Below are 18,111 nucleotides of genomic sequence, written 5' to 3'. Positions count from 1 at the left end.
GATTGCTCTCGCTTAAGCGAAAAATAAATGGTTAATCTTCCATAATGAATTTATAAAAATATAATTTATAAATCAAGCATAGTTTGGCCTATGCTACTTTACTTCAACTCAACGACCTAATTATCCGTTTTCACGAATTCCTTTTACGGCCCATTTCTTTGAAACCAACCATTGGGGACGATTTAAACTATTGCGCATTGCAATGTTTACCTAACGACAATTCATTAAATGGATAATGACCATTACTTAAAGTATCTCTTTTGTTACAAAAGCAATTCACACAAACGATTGCATTGTATAGTTTTCGTTTAATTTAATTGTATTTATAAAATTAGGGTGAACAATTAAATTTAAATTATGAGATATTCCAAAATTACGCTACTGCTCTGTACAGTATTGGCAAGCTTTCTTTCTTGCCAAAAAAGCGAGGTACAAACAAATTTAGAAGAGAAATTATCGCTACGGGCCGCATCCCCTGGTGTAAGCGGATACGAAGTTCCCTTAGGTGGCAATGCTTTTGTTACTTCGGCACCTTCCGGTGCAGTAGAAGTCATCAATAGCAATGGATTGGCAAACTGGACCAGTGCCAATAGCGTGATCAGTACCTATGCTAAGGTCCCCCAAGCGGGCGCTTTACGTGTTAAAATAAGGGCTAAAGTGCTACCTTCAGGCGATAGTAGTACGGTGAAGTTAACAATCAACGGTGTAAGCAAACAAATCAAACTTAAGGGTGGAACATTACAGGATTACACGGTTGGTACCTATTCGCTAAATACAGCGGGATACATAAAAATGGATCTTCAAGGTGTGACCAAGTCAGGTGGTTATTTTGCAGATGTATCACACTTGATTTTAGATAGTTCGGCAACAAATGGCACTGTGATTTATAGTGACAATAATGTTGATAATACTTACTATTGGTCGCGACGGGGCCCATCCTGCCATTTGAGTTATACCATTCCAACAAATCAGCAAGTATCCTATTATTATAGCGAGGTGAAAGTGCCTGCCGGAGAAGATAAAATAGGTTCTTACTTTATGGCAAATGGGTTCGGCCAAGGATATTTCGGTATGCAGGTCAATTCAGCGACAGAGCGCAGAATACTATTTTCTGTTTGGAGTCCATATAGCACCGATAACCCGTCCCAAATACCAGCAGAGGATCGCATCACATTAAATAGAAAAGGGACAAATACGACAACAGGTGAGTTTGGTGGCGAAGGTTCTGGTGGACAAAGCTACCTCAAGTATAACTGGACTGCCGCCACTACCTATAAATTTTTATTAAAGGGAGAACCTGATAACAATGGAAGTACTGATTTTACGGCATGGTTTAATGATCCTTCGACCAATAATTGGATACTCATTGCAAGCTGGAAACGTCCCAAAACAAATACCTATTTAACGGGCTTTCATAGCTTCCTCGAAAATTTTAATGCCGACAATGGCTTCCTTGGCCGTTCTGCAGAATATAGTAATCAATGGGTTCGTACAGCTACTGGAACTTGGCTGAAAGTTGTGGAAAGTACCTTTACAGTCGATGCGACCTATTCAAACAACCAGCGTATAGACGCAATTGGCGGAATAGCCGGAAATAGCTTCTTCCTGAAAAATGGCGGTTTTTTCAATACCGTCGTAAATCCCGGAACGAAGTTCACACAACCAGGTTCTGGCACAGCGCCTTCAATAAATTTAACAACTCTACCTTAACAAGCATATTTACAGTAAATTATTCTGAATTTACATCCAATAAAAGGGACAATACTTCATTAAGAAGTGTGGTCCCTTTTAAACTCAACCTTGTCTTATTTACAGCAACAATTCGTACCTTTTTGTAACACGTTATTCATGGCAAAGACGATGGATTTCAGTTTTTAATGCATAATCAATGATAAGTTTAAGCTCCATCTTCGGCAGAAAAGAAGAAGTAAAATTAAGTCATCATTAAAAAAAATATGTATTTATTTTTAAATCAATAAAAAATAAAATTAAAATAATAGAAGTAATAATAAATTCTCCCAAAATATTATTAATTTTCGGAAACTAACCAATGTGGAAATCGGTGAATGTTTATTTTTTTAACTAACGAAAGGAGGCAAACAAAACAACGACAATGAGAACCGCTTGGAAAACCAGGCACAATTAAATTAATGATTCATTCACAAATCTTAAAAACTAAGTTATGTTAAAATTAACCAGTCGCTGGAACAGACTTTATACTGTTTTGGCCGTAGTTTCCACATTTTCTATTTTTAGTTGCCAAAAAAATTCATTGACTCTAGAGAGTCCAGAGGCACAACTTAACAAAAAAGCTGCAGTATCCGCGCAAGCAGGAGCTACAATTGCTACATTGAATTGGGATCAAACCTATCAAAAGATTGATGGATTTGGTGCATTCGGAGGTCGGATTGTTCCATTCTTTGAATCCGCAAAAAGAGATAGTATCCTGGATTATTTATGGGGAGGCAGTGGGTTGAAACTGAATATCCTTCGTGGTAAGGTACTTCATACCTACCCTTTTAACCAACAGACCAAGGTCGTCACCATTAAACCTGCAGGAGTTTCGATTGACGTGGATCCCAATAGTACGACTTATCAGAATTTGACAGCAGACGAAAAAGAACAGCTTGGGCAGGTCTGGATCATCAAGAAAGCGAAAGAACGCTATGAAGTTCCCTTCGTTATGGCAAGTACTTGGACTCCGCCATTATACATGAAGACCAATACGAGTAGTATTTCCGCGAAATGGTTTAATGGACTTAATTTTAATACTTCTTCAACAGCTTTTGCTCGCTACCTGACTGGATTTGTAAAATCGTTTCAGAACGAGGGGATTACAATCAATGCTATTTCTCCGTCAAATGAGCCTGAAAATGTCTTTTCTGACTGGGATGCTTCTTATTGGGACTCTTCACATCTAGGACAGTTTATTACCAACAACCTCCGTCCCGAATTAAACAGTGCGGGTCTTCAATCCACCAAGATCATATCTTCTGAAAATGCGGCCTGGGGAACAGCAGATAATTTCCTTTCAGGTATGGACAGAAGCAAAGTCGACATCCTCGCCGGGCATGGCTACGTAGAGATAAGTGGCATCATCACTGGTCAACGTGGATTTAACCAGAGCCCTTCCATGTGGAATTTTAGTATTGGAGGTAAACCAATGTGGGTAACAGAAGCTTCCGATGATGGCGGCAATTATGACAATGGTATTGAAGGAGGCTTGAAACTGGCGGTTAATATGCACAAGCTTCTTGCGGATTGTAATGCCAATGCTTATGTGTTTTGGCTAGGTATGCTGGCATTTCAAAATAATGAGGCGCTTATTTGTACAAAGAGTGATGGTTCCTTGGAATTTCCAAAAACGTACGATGTGATGGGACATTATTCCAGATTCATCAAAACAGGTTATATGCGAATCAATGTAGCGGTTCAAAATGGAAATGGCTTATTGATTTCGGCTTACAAAGATCCACAAACAGGTAAGTTTGTCTTAGTTGTCACCAACACGGGAACCGCAGCAGTTCCATTGGATATCAACCTTACAGGTTTTGCAAGCGGAGCATTGAACAATTACCAAACCACAGCAAGCAGTTCGGGGCACTGGGGTAATGTCGGCGCTGTAAATCCGAATAGCTCAGGCGTCTATTCTTTAACAATACCTGCCAAAAGTATAAGTACTTTAGAAGGCAAAAAACTTTAATTTGTTAAGTATACTGAGGGAGCACGCTCCCTCAGCATATAATTTAAAATCCGATATGTGCTAAATCCTACATGTTACTGATCGTCAAATTCCTTCTCAGCACCGCAGCTATTCTTTCATTTTTGTAAACATAAGTTTTGCAGTTTCTGGATCTAATACGTCCATATCAATGAGCTTCAATAATTTCACCATATGGAGTGTAGTAGACTTATATTTTAAAAAGTGTGCTGTTTTCAAATGGGCAAGGTAAGCTTGCTTGTCCCGATAGATTTCCAAGATACGTATCTGTGTCGGATTATCTTTTTTGAACATTGGAAAAATCGCAACAACACCTTCTTCGAGCACGACAGATGCAGCAGCCTCTTCTTTTAAAATGGTCTTATATTCTTCGAGGTGTTCAACATAAACCTCAATTTCAGAAATACGTACCATAGACTCCTTATCCTGTCCACGAACAATATCCCCGCATAAGAAAAGTATGATTAGCGTTAAGGGCAAAGACAATAATGATTTCATGTGATTAAGTTTAAAAGTTTTGGGCCTGATCATTTTTTCCAATCAAAGCCCTTCACAAATTTCGTTATACTGGATGATAGCACCACTATATATATTACTGAAATATCTACCAGTTTTACGGATTTAGGTCAAAATATCGATGTCTTAGATTTCTCTTAAATCATATATTCTAATATCTTTGCTACCTGAATTTTGGAAAAACTACGATGAAATTGCACTACCTTGCGATGCTTACACTTGGGATATGTACTATTTCTGGATTAAAAGCACAAGAAAAATCAAATCTTATCAAATTAAATCTTTGGTCTCTATCTGTTGGGAATATTGTACTGGAGTATGAAAGATCGCTCAATGAGCATCTATCGATCAAGGGAACGAACAGTTATCGTCCAAAGGCCGACTTACCTTTAAATCCCTTTGGGAATCTGCTTTTGACGATGATAATAATATTTTGGGTGAAGCTAAATTATAGTTTTAAATTAGATTATGCTCACGGGCATATTTAAGCATTTGTCCTATGGTTTGACACGCTGCTTTTGCCATCATTTTCCTGCGATGTGCAACAACTGTATGTGGGCTCAAAAAGGTTCTTGAAGCTGTTTCAGCGACGCTATAACCCTCCGAAAAGTATTGTAATACTTCGATCTCTCTCGGTGTAAATGTTTTAATTTTTTTATCATATGTAGATAAAATACGTTCAAATTCACTACATATATATAGTTCTTTTTTCTTTATGGCCTCAAAGCAGGCAAATACTTCACTTAATTCACAAGATTTACTTAACACAGCTTCTGGACGGTATTGAAGAATACTCGATATCACGGCAGGAGCTGTTGCTCCCGTCAAAAAGATGACCTTTGCGTCGCCATTTATACGCCTGATCTCGGTCAACAACGAAAGCCCATTTTCGTTTGGAAGATAGTAATCTAAAAAAACAAACAGTTCCTGCTTTCCAAAAGCACGTAAAAACTGAAGGAATTCAGATCCTTGGCTAAAAGATTGGACCAATTCAATTCCACATTCACGCTTCAACAGGAGTGCGAAGGAAAAAGCAACTATTTTCTGGTCATCTAAGATAATAGCATGGCTAGTGGTCTTCATAAGTATGGCTTGTTTAATTAACCTAGTAAGACAAATATAATCATTTAAAACAACCATAATAAGCTGTTTTACAAGCATGTAGATATTCAACTACAAACATAACATATTCCTGTTAAATCTAATTTGAAATATAGCATAAACATGCTATATCTACCTTAAAAGTTACCAAGCAAAGCCATAAAGTACGTCTTTTACAACAGAATTTAAGCATGCCATATCATCTTAGACTAATTCACTAGCCCTTGAAATAAGCCATTAGGCTAGCGAAAGAACCATAAAATATTTCAACTTATAAAATACATTGTTATGAACAAGAAACTTTTTAAATCTGCAACTGGCAAACTGCCCTACCAGGTACCTCAGATTCAAATGACTGTCGTTTTATTAGAAAATGGCATTGCGGCAGGTTCAAATGCCCACACTTCTGGAGATGTAAAGCAGACCTGGGACAACGAGGAATCACAGACTCAAAGCAAAAGTGACGGATGGTGGTAGTCTCCCCATTGACGATCAATTAACCAAAAAAAAGAAAAATGAAAAATCAATTTATTCAATTGCTCACCCTCCTCATTATATTTTCCACGTCATGTAGCAAAAATGAAAGCAACACGGCTGTCGAGACAGAAGGGAATGTGAGCGTAAAAATGAGTGGAACCTCCTTTGCTGATGAAGATACGGAGCCCCAATTAAAATTATCAACCAACAAAAGTTTAAACAATACGCTTTCGAATATCCAGGAGTCCATTGTTCCATTTAATAGCGAACTTTCGGTACTGGCAACTTTGACACCGGAGCCCACTACTTCATCCAATGTATTGCGTGCGTCAACAGGGCTTAAAATAGCAACAGCCCCCGTCTTACTAGGGAATGGAGCAAAATATGCTATTGCGGTTTACAATGCAACTGGAAATTATGTTAAAGATACAGGGATGTTAACTTATTCGACCAGCGGCACAAATTGGAACCTATCGCTTCCAGCAGGGTCTTATACGTTCGTTGCTATCGCCGTTGCAAATGGCCAAACTTTTCCTTCGATCAATTTTAATCAGGCGTTGGCGAACATTACGTTTAACGTAACTGGCGCAGATACCGACATCTTATGGAAAAAATTACCGGTTACTGTAATCGCTAACCAAACACTGGCCGTAGATCTTATCTTAAGTCACTTATTTACACAGGTACAGGCCACGCTAGAAAGTACTTCCGCTAATGTAGTTGGCACTATCACCGCCATGACGAGTAGTACAATCTCCCCTAATTATGGAACGGCTTCGGTTAAATTGGCTGACGGGCTTTTCACCCAAGGTGGTTCATCGACGGCACGTAATGTCGCTTTTAGTGGCACAGGTCTCGCATGGACGAGCAATGCAGCGCTGATTATTACCGAAGGAACGACGGTTGGTAAAGTAAATTTTGGAACAGTATCCCTAAACTCCACACAAAATGGCGTCCGCTCAGGAACAATAGATTTATCGAATTTAAGCTTACAAAAAGGTGTAAAATATAGTTTAAAGCTTCGCTTGGTACCCAAGGGTGCAATCGACGTACCAAGCTCAAATTACTATTGGAGTTCGGCTAACTTGATGGGCACCGCGCCTATCACAATTGCATCCGCTCAATATATAAAAGGAAGTGTTTATGGAGGAAATGGATCTGCAACATACTGTGAAGGCGCTTTAGGTACTGGGTGGCGAACAGCTACACAAACGGAATATCAGTCATTGATCAATATGGGTATCGCTAGAGGTAGTTATAATGGTCAAACAGGTTGGTTCCTCGGGACATCTACTGTACCAACCACAAATAAAGACAATTATATGTTCCTACCAGACAACGATTTTGTTCGTTCTTCTTCGGGAAACAACAACATTCCTACAGGTGCTTTGGGGGTTTATTGGGCAAGTTCAACAGTTCAAGGTAACGCTAAGCCAGCATTGATATTAACAGCGACTGGCGTTTCAATCGTAGACATACATCAAAATAATCAAGTCGGTATACGTTGTGTAAAAAGCAAATAAATGATCGTTTTTAATCATACAAAGGAAACGATGGAACAAGACGGGATCAATTGACCTCATCTTGCTCCATCGTTTTCTTTATATCATACGGGATCTTATCAAATTATTCCATCCTGGCTTCTGGTCGTCTCAACAATCAAACCATCTTAGCCTTCAATCCGCTATATGTGGAAGGGCCTAAAGGAGCCGTCTTTCCAGATTTTAATAAAATGTCCCTAATTTCATCTTTCATATCATTTTCTCCAAATACTCTTGCTACCTTTGTTTTTCAAATTAAATTAACATGCCAAAAGAGACAAGAACAGGGCTTTATCAGGGAATCATCGAAAAAGATGATAATGGGAACTACTTTTGTGGTCCCTACCTACTGGATTATCAGACCGTAGAAACTTACTATAAATTGGGCGATCGCGTTAGTATCAAAACCATTATCAAAAATACAAGCCGTAAGAGTATGGAGGCTTATCCGCAAAAATCAGTTAAATTTTCATTTGCGACAGAGGATCATGGAAATGATTAAAACTCACTTAGATTGAACAATTTAAATAACAAGGCCTGTTTTACGGGAGTGGCCTTGTTATTTTAAAGATTACGTTTGACTTGAGGCTAAAAACAAAACCTCTGATTTTTGGTAAATCGAGAGGCTTTTGCATAATCAAATTGATCGATTACTTTATAAAATAGGTATTTTTTTTTTCGGGATAAAGAATGCACTATTGGATCACTTATCTAAACGATGCATTTAAAATTCATTTTCCATAAAAATTATTCAAGGTTCACATGCTCTTCGAGCGACTCATTCGATCGTCGCTGCTGCCATGTATTGTAAATTTCCTTGCTGATTTACTCTTCAAATATAAATACTAGTTTATTAGTCTCCGAGCGGGAATGATTGTCTTGTCTCCTTTTTCGTCGAAATCGCGATTCAGTACGATAAAAATTAACGAGCGAAGTAGTTGGATTGGCAATTAATCTAGGCTAGTACCTAATCTTAAGGGCAATAGGTTGCAATTCCTCGTTCGGTATCTGGGGAACGTATACGGTTTGTCCTCCTCGTTCGTCGATCAATAGGGCCAATAGGCTGCTAATATCGTCGATTGTATCCAATCCGATAGGGTTGTCTACGATCGCTATATCCTGATCCGAAAGAATCTTAACGGCTTGATGAAAGCTCTCTTGAACGACCAGGATATCCCCGCGTCCATCTTGACATGCACGATAAATTTCTTGCAGATCAGTGATCACTAACCCCTTGCCCACAGCTACTTCCAGCTCTTTAAAGTAGTCTTCATTTTTTCGTACCAGCTCCTGTTTCATAAAATTCCAGGCACGGCTCTCCAACTGATGTGTTTCAACGTTATTGTAATCTATTGGTAAGTATCCATAATAGATTGATGGTCTATTCGCAACCTGTAAGAGCTTACTATAATTATCCTCCGTGCAAAACACGAGTGTTACGCTCTTTGTGTCCCCTATATAACGCAGTAGCGCTTTGTCCACCCGATTAAGATATTCCCTTAAGAGGTCATCAAGATGTTTGGCATCGCTACTTTTATCGGGAAATGTATTGTAAAATTGATTTTCGGCAATAGGAAACTCTTCACTACTGATATCCTCAACAATACGTCCATTCAAGGCACGAAAAAGATGAACACCGCTTTGCGAGAGCAACATCACAAGATAACTGGTTTGACGGCCAATCTCCTTAACCAAAGGGCGTACAGCAAATGTATTGCTAATATGGACACCTTCTTGGTTTGTCTCCCATGATGACTTGAAAACTTCTGCGATTGTATCTGAAACAAAGATATGCAGACTTTCAAGATTATAATTAATATCAAGTTCATGCGCTATCTGTTCCAATTGTTTGATGAGGCCAGCAACGACCCTCTTATCATACTTATCCGTTAGTCTATCAATCGCTTCTCCGATAAAATTTTTAATCTTTATTCGGTCGCTTAAGTTATCAGGATGTGTGCGATGGGTATTGATGGAAATGGTAATGCATAACTCATCCTGAACTCGGATAAGCATTTGCAGAAGTTGTTTTTCGGTCATAATCATAGACAAATAGTTAAAAAATTGAACACACTTTACTAATAACAACAAATTAAAGATCCTTCTTGTTTGTGTAAAATAAAAGTAAGTATTACCTCATTTAGTTAATTATCGAAACAAAAACAGCTTATTTATAGTTATTAATTGTTAAAAAAAACAATGATGAAAAAGGTGTTTATTGCAGGAGCAACAGGCTGGGTCGGTAAAGAATTGAGTAAAAATATAATCGACGATACAAACTATAAATTGGTTGGCGGGCTTTCACGCTCTTATGCAGGAGAAAATCTCGCTGAGATTCTAAAGATAAAAACGTCTCCGATTCCCCTATTTGATACAATAGAAAATGCAATTGAGGATATTGATTTTGATATTTTAATTGACTTTACCAGTCCACTTATTGCCAAGAAGAACATCCTGAATGCGATAGCTAAAGGTAAGCATGTTCTTATTGGGACTTCAGGGCTCTCAAATCAGGATTATGAGGAAATTGAAGAACATGCGAAAGAAAGCGCGTTATCCGTACTCGCCGCCGGTAATTTTTCGATCACCGCTGTTTTGTTGAAGAAATTTGCGGAGACTGCCGCTCAATATATTGATCAATTTGAAATTATAGATTATGCATCCCAAAGAAAGGTGGACTCACCAAGCGGCACAGTCGCAGAATTAGCCTATAGTCTTTCCAAAATTAAAACGCCGAAGGTTGAAGTTCCCATAAAGGATACCATCGGAAACAAAGAGACGCGTGGTGGTGATATCAATGGTATTCAAGTGCATGCGATAAGACTGCCGGGTTATGTACTAGGTGTCGAAACAATCTTTGGTATGGAAGATGAAAAATTAATCATCAAACATGAAGCTGGAACTGGTGTAGCACCTTATCTGAATGGCATTAAGATTGCCCTTGCTAAAATGGGTACCTTTAAAGGATTAAAACGTGGTTTGGATACCATAATGGATTTGTAAATTGGATCATTATCTATCAACCTCTAAATTTAACACAAAACGTTGTACCCACGCTGAGATCGCTTTCTACTGTGACCTTCGCGTCGAGACGATCCGCTATCCGTTTGACGATGGAAAGTCCAATCCCCGATCCTTCAAAGCCCTGCGAATTTGACAGCCGTTTAAAAATGTCAAATATATTACTGTCATCCCGAATATCCATCCCAATGCCATTGTCTTTAATATAATAGTAAACTGAATGGCCGTGTTTTTCACTATAAACTTCCACCCTTGGTTGATCTTTTTTACTGCTGTATTTTATCGCGTTGCCGATCAGATTTAAAAACAGCTGATATAGCAGTGTTCTTTCCCCGAGAATGGGCAAGGTCTCCCCTAAGACAAATTCCAACCTTGTACTGTCAAACTGCTGCTTGCAGCTTTCGAGAATATTAAGAATTTTGTTTCGCGGATCGATCAGTTCTGTTTTGAATGCTACATAATTAGACTGTGTGAGTTGATAAACCTTATCCATCATTTCTGTTATCAGTCCAGTCGCATCGATGATATTCGTTGCCATTTTTCGCAACATCTCTTTCGGAAGATCATCTTTCATCAACATCATCTGTGCCGCAAGCTTTATGGAAGAAAGAGGGTTTTTAAGATCGTGAGTCAATGTATAGCCAAACGTATCTAAGGCATTGTTTGATCTTACGAGCTCCTTATTGAGCTGAGCAATCTCTCCACCCCGTTGCGCAATAGCCTGTTGGGTTATTTGTGCAACTTTTTCGATGAAGGAAAGCTCCGTTTTTTTCCATTTAATAGACTTGCCTTTCATCGTTTCACGCCAGGCTTCAAATGATGTCCTGGGTGACGGAAACTCTATTTCCCTTTCAGGATCGTAATGATATATTTTCTCGGGTTTCCCTGCCCACACATCTTCATATACGTGCTCCTTGCGGAATAAATAGATGTACCATTTATTGCTGGGAAGAATATTTATCCGTAAAATACCAGGAAATATGAGCGTTTGTACTGGATCGGCCCTGTCAGGAACAAAATTTGATGTAAAAAATAAATCACTCTCGCCCTGTTTTTCTATATACAGATCAATCTGTCGTTGCTCTGATTCTGTCGGTACTACACCCCAAGTTTTGGAACCACGGTCATGTTTGATCACCAAGCCGTCTGCCTCCACTATTTCCAAGATTTGCGGAGCGAAGCGTTCAAGCACGATTCCGATATCACTGTTTACCAATAATTCAGACTTTAGGTCACGTTCCATAACGCCCATGATAGTCTGCGCGACAAGATTTTCCCTTTGATATTCTGAAAGGTAATAATTTATAGCATACTGCGTTAAGAAGGCGCATAAGTGGCGTTGGGCAAGGTCCACATTCAAAGCTAGGCTATTCTGGCAGGCCACCAGCCCCCAGAGTTTTCCCTCGATAACGATCGAAAAACTGGCACTGGCACGTGCACCTGCATTCTTAAGATACTGTATATGTACGGGAGACAACGCTCTGAGGCTACAACGAGTCAGGTCTACTTCACTTGCCTCCAGGCCCTGTATAGTAATAGTTGGTGCCTCAATATCTGCTACATGGCGTGCAGGGAATTTAACATATAGCGCGCGTGCTTGTGCCGGAATATCAAATTCTGGATAGCGGTAGCCCATCAATGAGGTCATCCCATCTGCGATGGACTCTGCAATTACCTGTCCGCTATTGTCCTCTTCGAAACGGTATACCATGACACGATCAAAACCAATAATCTGGCGAATCAACACAGTCAATGATTGCCAAGCATTTCCATGTTGCTCTTCCAGATATTTCGCATAATAAAATAAACGGGTCGCTTTTAGATGATTCTCACTACAGATTTCAACTTCAAGATATGTTTTCTCATCATATCGGTAAATGCTCAGATAATAATCTACATTTTTGATACGAATACGTTCTACAAAACGGGTAAATATCTCCCCTGTGATCTGTTTTTCTATTTCTTTGAGATTCAACTCCGGTTCGGACGATATCAAAGGCAATAGCTGCTCGATCGATCTCCCCAAGATTTCTTTCATAGAAATATCGAGCAATGCAGATAGGTTTTCACTTGCGGCAATACACCCACTCTCATTAAAAATACAAAGGAAACCGAAATATTGGATTTTACCGCATAGGTGGATTTCTTCTTCGTGGCACTCCAGTTGACGCATATTTTGCTAGTTTTTAATCTTTTAACTTACTAATAATAGGAAATTCTCGAAAGAGATAATTTGCCACGCATAATAAAATCTAGCACCCCTCTTCAAACATGTCATATCTAAGGCTAATATAGAAAAAAATAACTACGAAAAGTGGATCAAACGATTGTCCAATAATTATTCAGAATCTGAGTAATCCGGATGGCTGGTATTGAAGCCTATTAATTGGCTATTTCGGTGAAAAATAAAAAAGCTAGGTTGGAAAGGTGCCTAGCTTTAAAACTTTCTTCATGACCGGACAAGCAGTCTGTATTTAATCAACAATACTTTTTACGACTTTGTTTGGATTATCTTGGATATTACTCAATTAAAGTATAAATAACGTCATATAAAGAATTCGAAAGAATATAAGCTATCGGCGAAATTTTTATACGGTTTTATATTACTGGCTAATAGATTGAGAAGTCCTGAAGCAAAACGCCACAAAACTCATAATGAACCGATTACAACAAAACAAGTATAAACCACATTTTCCGTAATATTTACGCAAAGATAGGATGTTAGTCTTTAGTTAGTAAAACTATTCATCAGTAAATCTTGTCATTTAAACATTGTCACTAAATAAATAATATTATGATTTCAAACAAAACATTACTCGCTTCATTAGCGACTGCAGCAATTCTAGTTTCATGTAACAATCAAACGCCACAAGAAAAAGCAACCGAGCACATGGAAAATGCGGAGGAAAAAGCAGCTGACGCTAATGAAGAGGCCATGAAAACCTCTGAAGATGCTGCAACAAAAGATGCGGAAGCAGTCGTTTATTCAGATAAAGCTGCGGCCAATGCAGCAATTGCTTCAGTGACTGCCCCAGTACTCTCCAATGATAAGGCTAAAGAGCTTTATACAAAGCTAGGTAAAACTTGGGTAGACCGTATCAATGCAGAATCTGCAGAAAAAGCATTGGACAAAGAAAAATCGATATTGGATATTAAAAATGAGATTGAAAAAAATCTTGTTGAAGGAAAAATATCCGCTTCGGATAAAGATAATATCATGAAATATCAGTCCGATTGCCTAGCCGCTATAAAAGCAGCACTGTAATAGAGAACAGCAACAATAATCAGTAATTCATAAGATATCTTGCGATCCACTATCAGATCGCAAGATATTCTATTATTTTTGTTTCTATCATTACATGCCTTTTGATTAAAGAAAAATAAAAATTATGAAAACCCATTCGACAAATTACTTCAATACTTTAATTGAAGCTGCTACAGATACCAAAGTAGTTAAGGGTACTATTCCACCATCAAAACGCCATAAAACCATAGCTGAAAGACAATATGAATTAATCGCTGCAGCGCCTTATCAGTATACATCTGACGACATTATTTTCCAAGTCTATGCGGAAAGAAGGGACCTAACGCCAGATGAGTATTCCGAAGCTAGAACAGTTTTTTTCTCTAGAGGACAAGCTTGCCTGCGCGCCTCCCCTCTTACAAAGACATATGGGTATGGGATTCATAGCAATAGTGAAGGCAAGGTCGCCTTATACGGAATGGAAACAGCTATATACCAACAATTTGTATCGGATGATAATACAACAAAAGTTAAAGCAATGAAATCCGCTAGGTAGCGCTTGCACAATAAACTTGTGTTGAAATAAGCGATCACTTCCCATGAGCAATAACTTGCTCCAGAAAAGAAATTTGTCGTTCGTTTATTTTCTTCCTGGCCTCCGTAAATGTAAACCAATCGCCACGATCTATTTCAGGATAAGTTTGCATTTTTCCTGATTTAGGTGGCCATTCGATGTCAAAGGTATTGCTAACAAGTCTAGCAGGATCTATATCTCCTTCAATTGCCCAGCACTTAACTATTTTGCCTCCTTTTTGTTGAATAGCATTTAGCGCAATAAAATTTCCACAGGGAAGATAGCCTGTCTCTTCAATAAACTCTCTTTTGGCCGCATCAAGTTCATCTTCATTCAAATCGATTTCCCCTTTAGGGATTGTCCACGAGCCTTCATCTTTTTTAGTAAAATAGGGTCCTCCAGGATGTACTAAGAAAAAATAAATTTCCAACGCCTGAAATTTATACAATAACAATCCCGCACTGGTATTTATCTTCTTAGCCATTCGTGCTGATATTTCGTAATCGAATCCACGTAGGCGCATGATCGCTACTCTTCTCCCATCCGCGCACATCGCGATCAATTCCGCCTTCAATCAAACGATCCTGAATTGAAGGGCTCAATAAGATATGGTCGATACGTAAACCAGCATTTCGATTGTAAGCTTGGCGAAAGTAATCCCAGAACGTATAAACCTGCTGATCTGGAAAAAGCTGACGAATAGAATCCTGCCAGCCCTCTTCAAGAAGCCGACTGAAAGCATCCTTCACCTCCTTTCTAAACAATGCATCGTTGACATATTTTTCAGGTTTATACGTATCCATTTCTGTTGGAATAATATTAAAATCCCCAATGAGTATCGCTGGAACATCCATACTAAGCAGCGTTTTAGCCCGCTTTGCTAAGCGCTCGATCCACGTCAACTTATAGTCAAATTTGGGTCCCGGAAATGGGTTGCCATTGGGCAGATAAAGACAGCAAATCACGACTTGCTGGATCATAACCTCCAAATAACGGCTTTGTACATCTTCGGGATCGCCTGGAAGAGCTCTAGCTACTTCTTCGATGTCGTATTTGGAAAGTACCGCAACCCCATTCCAACTTTTCTGACCATGCCAGACCGCATGATATCCGATGTCATTAATTTCTTTCAATGGAAAACGTTCCTGCGGAGATTTCAACTCCTGCAGACATACGACATCAGGTGATTCTTCCGCTAACCAACGTAACAACACGGGAAGACGTGCGTTGATGCCATTAATATTATAGGTGGCTATTTTCATGAAATTGTCCTTCTAACTAAAATAGACAACCAAAGAAGCTTTTCAATTGTTTGAGAACTGCTCAGAAAAATTTATTTATTAAATTTTAACATGGTAATAAGAGACAAAATATCACCTTATATTATTTCTTTCACCATCCAGACATCACAACCGGGATGTCCCGATTCGCCCATTGGTGCGGGGAGTGTCTCAAATCCTTGTTTTTTATACATATTAATTGCATCGCTAAAAGCCGGTAAGCTCTCGAGGTATATGCTGGAATAACCGAGTTCCTTGGCTGAATTTATTGATCTATCCATTAATTCCCGGCCGATACCTTTGCCCCTTGCTTTAGCTGACAAATAGAATTTTACGAGTTCAATACAACCTTCAGGAAGTCCAACAGTCGGAAAAATACCGCAACAACCTACAATTTCAGTACCTACCTCAGCGACCCACAAACAAGATTTCATCTCTTGGAATAGCTCAAAAAGATTATCTGTAGTAGGGTCTGAATAAACTGTTCCCAAGCGCGGAGCCTTCAACTCTTCAAAAACACCCCGTATAATCGTTGCTAATATTAGATTGTCCTCTGGTTTAACCTTTCTGATGTTTATCATATTACTAATATATGATAAATTTAATTCAGACCATGGTCCAGCGCTGTACACGATACGAATCTTTTCCACGAACAGCAGTGTAAGTTAACATTATAGCTGATCAAATGTATAAAAAGTTGAATTCGTAAAAAAACTTGTATCAACAAAACAGTATTTCTAAAATTTGCATCTGATTTATAGAATTATTTAAATGATAAGAGCATAATTCTAACTCTGCTACGCTATAAATACGTAACTGATCTGTATTTTTTGGAAATTCCATAAAATCTTACGCTATTTCTATTCAAAAACTACGGTTAAAGCATGATAAACAATCTTTAGGTATAAATTTTGATTCACTTAGATCAAAAGAAGTTACACTCAAATAGCATACGGATATGGAAAATATTAATGAAAAAGCGAAAAAATTAAACCTAGAGAAAGGCTATTATTTATTGCTAATGGCTATTTTGGACCTTCCTGTTAAAGAAGAACAAAATACAACAAAGGAGGGTTAAGTTATATGAAAAAAATAGCAATCATTAGCACTTGTCCGCCTCAAGAATGTGGGTTGGCAACTTTTACCAAAGATCTCAAACAAGGCATGGAGCTTGATCCTCATGTCCAAATAGACATAATCGCTTTATCTAAACTGGGTTTAGAGGATTTTGACGAATCTGTGCGTTTTATCATCTTTAAGGACCAACTCGACAGCTATCATCAAGCCGCCCGTATCATTAATGAGGAATACGACTATTGTATTATTCAACATGAATTTGGAATATTTGGTGGTGTTGACGGTATTTTCATCACGCAAATCGCCAACAACCTTAATGTACCATTGTTAACCGTATTTCATACTATTCTGCAAACCCCATCCTTACAGCAGCGAGAAATTATCGAGTTACTTTTAGAAAAGTCTCAGGTTGTTGTGAGTCTATCGCCAAAAGGAGTAGAATTGTTAAAGGAGCAATTCAATTCGGCGCATGCTGATAAGATTAAGGTTATACCACATGGCGTGCCACAATTTGACTATAATCAGGGATTGGCCAAATACAGATTGAACCTGCAGGAGAACTTTGTGATGATGACCTTTGGTCTAATCGGAAGAAGCAAGGGTCTGGAATACGCCATCAAATCCTTGTCGGGTATTGATCTCCCAGGATTCAAATATTTGATCGTTGGAAAAACACATCCCAATGTGCTTGCTCATGAAGGCGAATCTTACCGTTACGAATTGCAAAATTTGGTTAGTCAACTCGGTTTAGACGATAAAGTGGTTTTTATTGATAAATTCTTAACGGATGATGAACTAAAGGAGTATTTGACCGCATGTGACATTTATCTATCTCCATACCCTCACGAACAGCAGATCAGTAGTGGAACCTTATCTTTTGCTGTTGGTGCCGGCGCTGCAGTTATCTCCACACCGTACTGGCATGCCAAAGATTTATTAAAAGATGAACGAGGCATCCTTACCCCTTTTAATGACATAGAAAGCATGCGTGACAACATCAATCTATTATGTAGATCGCATCGTTTACTCGCATGGCATCGTTTCAAAGCACGCAGCTATGGAGAACAAACGGTATGGAAGAACGTGGCAAAAATGTATATGGAGCTTTTACAGCGTGTAACAACTCCGGTGAGATCTTTAGTTGATTATGAAAAATATGTATCTTTTGATTTAAAAAGAGAGGCATAAAGTTAGGGGGTTGTCCAAAGCCTAAATTCTTGGACAGAGATTAACATGGACAACCCTTCCATTAACAAATTGATTTTTTCACCCTCGCTACGCTACATCGAATATTCGATTCTAAAAAAGAATGGCCTAAATTTTGGGACTATCTATCTAGCTTTAATAGCTCATTTAACGTTTTGAATGGCTATCATGCATAGATAGCCTGGGCACCCTCCATTTTATTACCTGATCGAAGTTCGACTTTTTCGGTGGTTACACTCCTGTGCCGGTGAGCAATTTACATATAAGCGACCAAAACTTAACCTGCTGCCTCCATGTGAAAAGGCCAATTGTGAGAATCCTACAGTTACACTTTCAGCAGCAGCAATTCTGTT

The 18,111-nt window shown here is 38.7% G+C and carries 16 protein-coding genes; 9 read left to right on the top strand and 7 right to left on the bottom strand.

Translation table 11 applies throughout. The features are described 5' to 3' along the window. Positions 1-357: 357 nt before the first annotated feature. Positions 358-1,710 carry a DUF3472 domain-containing protein gene (locus BV902_RS14345; RefSeq protein WP_075992534.1) on the top strand — a complete coding sequence of 451 codons (1,353 nt, stop codon included), beginning with the start codon at positions 358-360 and terminating at the stop codon, positions 1,708-1,710. 472 nt (positions 1,711-2,182) lie between these two features. Next, complete coding sequence (locus BV902_RS14340; protein WP_083663619.1) at positions 2,183-3,703, top strand: glycoside hydrolase; 1,521 nt, start codon at positions 2,183-2,185, stop codon at positions 3,701-3,703. Positions 3,704-3,811: 108 nt separating this feature from the next. On the opposite strand, the gene BV902_RS14335 is transcribed toward BV902_RS14340, so the two are convergent. Both BV902_RS14335 and BV902_RS14325 read right to left on the bottom strand, forming a co-directional pair. After that, complete coding sequence (locus BV902_RS14335) at positions 3,812-4,219, bottom strand: putative quinol monooxygenase (protein WP_075994779.1); 408 nt, start codon at positions 4,217-4,219, stop codon at positions 3,812-3,814. Positions 4,220-4,693: 474 nt separating this feature from the next. Further along, positions 4,694-5,377, bottom strand: a complete 684-nt coding sequence (locus tag BV902_RS14325) for a response regulator transcription factor (protein ID WP_172840685.1) — start codon at positions 5,375-5,377, stop codon at positions 4,694-4,696. Between the two features lie 249 nt (positions 5,378-5,626). On the opposite strand from BV902_RS14325, the gene BV902_RS14320 reads away from it, so the two are divergent. From BV902_RS14320 to BV902_RS14310, 3 genes are all read left to right on the top strand, one after another. Next, positions 5,627-5,815, top strand: a complete 189-nt coding sequence (locus BV902_RS14320; RefSeq protein WP_075992531.1) for a hypothetical protein — start codon at positions 5,627-5,629, stop codon at positions 5,813-5,815. A gap of 38 nt (positions 5,816-5,853) precedes the next feature. Further along, entirely contained in the window at positions 5,854-7,338 is a 1,485-nt protein-coding gene (locus BV902_RS14315; protein ID WP_075992530.1) for a hypothetical protein, read from the top strand. Between the two features lie 283 nt (positions 7,339-7,621). Then, positions 7,622-7,858, top strand: coding sequence for a hypothetical protein (locus BV902_RS14310; RefSeq protein WP_075992529.1), 237 nt, complete (start codon positions 7,622-7,624; stop codon positions 7,856-7,858). Between the two features lie 458 nt (positions 7,859-8,316). On the opposite strand, the gene BV902_RS14305 is transcribed toward BV902_RS14310, so the two are convergent. Next, a complete protein-coding gene (locus BV902_RS14305) occupies positions 8,317-9,402 on the bottom strand; it encodes a baeRF3 domain-containing protein (RefSeq protein ID WP_083663616.1) in 1,086 nt (361 codons plus the stop codon). 153 nt (positions 9,403-9,555) lie between these two features. Between BV902_RS14305 and dapB the strand changes: the two genes are divergently transcribed. Next, positions 9,556-10,359, top strand: coding sequence for a 4-hydroxy-tetrahydrodipicolinate reductase (gene dapB / locus BV902_RS14300; protein ID WP_075992528.1), 804 nt, complete (start codon positions 9,556-9,558; stop codon positions 10,357-10,359). Between the two features lie 16 nt (positions 10,360-10,375). Here dapB and BV902_RS14295 read toward each other — a convergent pair whose 3' ends face one another. Next, the gene (locus BV902_RS14295; RefSeq protein ID WP_075992527.1) at positions 10,376-12,550 is read right to left on the bottom strand and encodes an ATP-binding protein; all 2,175 of its coding nucleotides are present in this window, start codon (positions 12,548-12,550) and stop codon (positions 10,376-10,378) included. A gap of 621 nt (positions 12,551-13,171) precedes the next feature. Here BV902_RS14295 and BV902_RS14290 point away from each other — a divergent pair. Both BV902_RS14290 and BV902_RS14285 read left to right on the top strand, forming a co-directional pair. Further along, positions 13,172-13,642 (top strand): hypothetical protein, encoded by a 471-nt coding sequence (locus tag BV902_RS14290; RefSeq protein ID WP_075992526.1) that lies wholly within the window; start codon positions 13,172-13,174, stop codon positions 13,640-13,642. 124 nt (positions 13,643-13,766) lie between these two features. Further along, positions 13,767-14,177: a DUF6157 family protein gene (locus BV902_RS14285; RefSeq protein ID WP_075992525.1), complete on the top strand. Its 411-nt coding sequence runs from the start codon at positions 13,767-13,769 to the stop codon at positions 14,175-14,177. Positions 14,178-14,211: 34 nt separating this feature from the next. Here the strand turns inward: BV902_RS14285 and BV902_RS14280 are convergent, their stop codons facing one another. The 3 genes from BV902_RS14280 to BV902_RS14270 all read right to left on the bottom strand — a co-directional run bounded on the left by BV902_RS14280 (position 14,212) and on the right by BV902_RS14270 (position 16,056). Further along, positions 14,212-14,679, bottom strand: coding sequence for an NUDIX domain-containing protein (locus BV902_RS14280; protein ID WP_075992524.1), 468 nt, complete (start codon positions 14,677-14,679; stop codon positions 14,212-14,214). Beyond that, positions 14,672-15,457, bottom strand: coding sequence for an exodeoxyribonuclease III (gene xth, locus BV902_RS14275; RefSeq protein WP_075992523.1), 786 nt, complete (start codon positions 15,455-15,457; stop codon positions 14,672-14,674). The genes BV902_RS14280 and xth overlap by 8 nt, the downstream gene beginning before the upstream one ends. Before the next feature lie 116 nt (positions 15,458-15,573). Continuing rightward, positions 15,574-16,056 (bottom strand): GNAT family N-acetyltransferase, encoded by a 483-nt coding sequence (locus tag BV902_RS14270; protein WP_075992522.1) that lies wholly within the window; start codon positions 16,054-16,056, stop codon positions 15,574-15,576. A gap of 502 nt (positions 16,057-16,558) precedes the next feature. Between BV902_RS14270 and BV902_RS14265 the strand changes: the two genes are divergently transcribed. Beyond that, the gene (locus BV902_RS14265; protein WP_075992521.1) at positions 16,559-17,740 is read left to right on the top strand and encodes a glycosyltransferase; all 1,182 of its coding nucleotides are present in this window, start codon (positions 16,559-16,561) and stop codon (positions 17,738-17,740) included. Positions 17,741-18,111: the final 371 nt, after the last annotated feature.

The organism is Sphingobacterium sp. B29, from assembly GCF_001952815.1.
Classification (GTDB): Bacteria; Bacteroidota; Bacteroidia; order Sphingobacteriales; family Sphingobacteriaceae; genus Sphingobacterium; species Sphingobacterium siyangense.
Note: the sequence above shows the minus strand (reverse complement) of the source record. Positions and strands in the feature narration are given on the sequence as shown.